The following is a 2634-nucleotide window of genomic DNA, read 5'->3' on the forward strand; positions in this document are numbered from 1 at the left end:
AGTCGCAGTCGCCCAGCAGGATCGACTGCGAGGCGTTGACGATGGCCTGCAGGCCCGAGCCGCACAGGCGGTTGACGTTGAAGGCCGGCGTCTCGTTGGGACAGCCCGCGCTGATGGCCGCGACGCGGCTGAGGTAGGCGTCACGGGCTTCGGTCGGGATGACGTTGCCCATGGCGAGGTGGCCGATGCGTGCCGCCTCCACGCCGCTCTTCTCCAGCGCGGCCTTGACGGCGGTGGTGGCCAGATCCGCCAATGGCACTTCCTTGAGCGAGCCGCCAAAGGTGCCGATGGCCGTGCGCATGGCCGAGAGAACGAACACTTCATGGGTCACGATCATGTTTCCTTTGCCAAATCAGTTTGGCCCATCAATTCAGGCCAAGTCTATGTACTGCCTGAACCACCCTGTCGATCACACGTAGGTCGCAGGCACCGCTCCCATTCCCAGCTTGGCGTCTTGATTGGGAACACACGGGCGGCATCAAAGGCGATGCAGTGAAACCCCAAGTCAACCGTGAAGCACCATCCAGCCCACGAACAGGGCACTGCCTTCGGCCCAATGGGACGCGCTGCCCACTGCGACTCCAAGCAGCACTCCGCTGGCAGCGGAAAGCACGAGGCAACGCCAGTCGATGAGACTCATGACATACCCGCAGCCTTGGCAGATAGTCGTTGGTCACCCGCCTTGGCTGCTGTCATGTGCGACGTCTCCCTGGCGCTGTCGACACGGATATGAACGCGCTGCGCGCTTCAGACCGGTTTGATCTGGGCAACGCGGTTGCCATCGCCCAGCAACACCACGCGCGGCCTGTGGTTGCGCGCCTCCTCCTCGCTCATGGGCGCATAGGTGCAAATGATGAGCAGGTCACCCACATGGGCCTTGCGTGCCGCAGCGCCGTTGAGCGAGATGACCCCTGAGCCGGGCGGCGCAGGGATGATGTAGGTGGAAAAACGCTCGCCGTTGTTGACGTTGTAGAGCTCGATCTTTTCGAACTCTCGCATATCAGCTGCCTCCATCAGAGCGGCATCAATTCCACAACTGCCTTCGTAGTGCAGGTCTGCTTCAGTAACTATGGCGCGGTGCAGTTTCGCACGCAGCATCAAACGGCTCATGGGTATTCCTGGTTAAGTGTCAGCTGTCTCGGTGTTGCCTTCGTTGCGGCGCCCGGAAAAGCAGCAAGCAGTGCTTGGCTACAAGACCCAGACCAACGGCGACGAAGCGATGCCCATGCGTGCACCTACACGCAGAATTAACGCGATCTGTGCCCCGGCGCCGGCACTGTGCTCCAGAATGAACAGGGTCAAGCACGCGCGACAGAGCATCGCCAGCGTAGGTCAAGCCCCTTCGCCCACCAAGTCGCGATTCTTGAAGGACCGATTCGCCTGAAGTGAAGCACCGGTAGCACTCGTGGCTGGTGGCAGGGGCCGGGAGAATGCTCCGATCGAGCCCGGAGCGTCTTCGAAATTTCGACAGCGGCGGTTCGTCAAATTCAAATTGCTTGGCAATGCGGCGTCGCTAGACTGTTACCCATGCTCAATCGACCGCCTTGCCTAGGACTTCTTCTTGCCGACGGGCCGAGACTGTAGAGCGCACACGCACACCCTGGACGGCCCGTTTGCACCCGCAGCGGGCCGTTTGCATTGGAGAGCGGCTGCGGGTGAGGATCCCTGCACGAGGTTCACGACCACCATGTTGACTCAACCTGCTTCCAAGTACCGCCCGTTCGCCCCCGTTGGCCTCTCGGACCGCACCTGGCCCGACCGCGTGATCACACGCCCGCCCGTCTGGTGCAGCGTGGACCTGCGCGACGGCAACCAGGCGCTGATCGAACCCATGGACCCGGCGCGCAAGCGGCGCCTGTTCGACACGCTCGTGCGCATCGGCTTCAATGAGATCGAGGTCGGCTTTCCCTCCGCCTCGCAGGCGGACTTCGACTTCGTGCGCCAGCTCGTCGAGCAGGGGCTGATTCCCGCGGACGTCACGATCCAGGTTCTTACACAGGCGCGCGAGCATCTGATCCGCCGCACGTTCGAGGCGCTGGAAGGCGTGCCGCGCGCCATCGTGCACGTCTACAACGCCACCGCACCAGTCATGCGCCGCGTGGTGCTGGGGCTGGACGGCGACGGCATCGTGGAGCTGGCCGCGAGCCACGCGCGGCTGATCCGCGAGCTTGCCGAGCAGCGGTCCAGCACGGACTGGACCTTTCAGTACTCGCCCGAGATGTTTTCCAGTACCGAGTTGGCGTTCAGCAAGCGCGTGGTGGACGCCGTCACCGCCGAGTGGGCGCCCACGGCCGAGCACAAGTGCATCATCAACCTGCCGTCCACCGTCGAGCACTCCACGCCCAACGTCTTCGCCGACATGGTCGAGTGGATGCACCGCCACCTGGAGCGGCGCGACGCGATCGTGCTGTCGGTGCACCCGCACAACGACCGCGGCACCGGCACCGCCGCAGCGGAGCTGGCGCTGATGGCCGGCGCCGACCGGCTCGAAGGCTGCCTCTTCGGCAACGGCGAGCGCACCGGCAACCTCGACCTCGTCAACGTCGCGCTCAACCTCTACACGCAAGGCGTGTCGCCGAACCTGGACTTCTCGGACATCGACGACATCCGCCGCACCGTCGAGCACTGCAACCA

At 63.8% G+C, this 2634-nt stretch carries 3 protein-coding genes; 1 reads left to right on the top strand and 2 read right to left on the bottom strand.

What is annotated here, in order from left to right; genetic code table 11:
• Together H537_RS45555 and panD are read right to left on the bottom strand one after the other, a co-directional pair.
• A partial coding sequence (locus H537_RS45555; RefSeq protein WP_043460132.1) for a thiolase family protein occupies positions 1-337 on the bottom strand: 337 nt, incomplete at its 3' end.
• Between the two features lie 410 nt (positions 338-747).
• Positions 748-1110: an aspartate 1-decarboxylase gene (gene panD / locus H537_RS0125875; RefSeq protein WP_029000169.1), complete on the bottom strand. Its 363-nt coding sequence runs from the start codon at positions 1108-1110 to the stop codon at positions 748-750.
• Positions 1111-1687: 577 nt separating this feature from the next.
• On the opposite strand from panD, the gene H537_RS45560 reads away from it, so the two are divergent.
• Positions 1688-2634, top strand: a 947-nt coding sequence (locus tag H537_RS45560; protein WP_043460200.1) for a 2-isopropylmalate synthase, incomplete at its 3' end; no start/stop codon positions are given.

Origin of the sequence: Azohydromonas australica DSM 1124 (assembly GCF_000430725.1) — a bacterium.
Classification (GTDB): Bacteria; Pseudomonadota; Gammaproteobacteria; order Burkholderiales; family Burkholderiaceae_C; genus Azohydromonas; species Azohydromonas australica.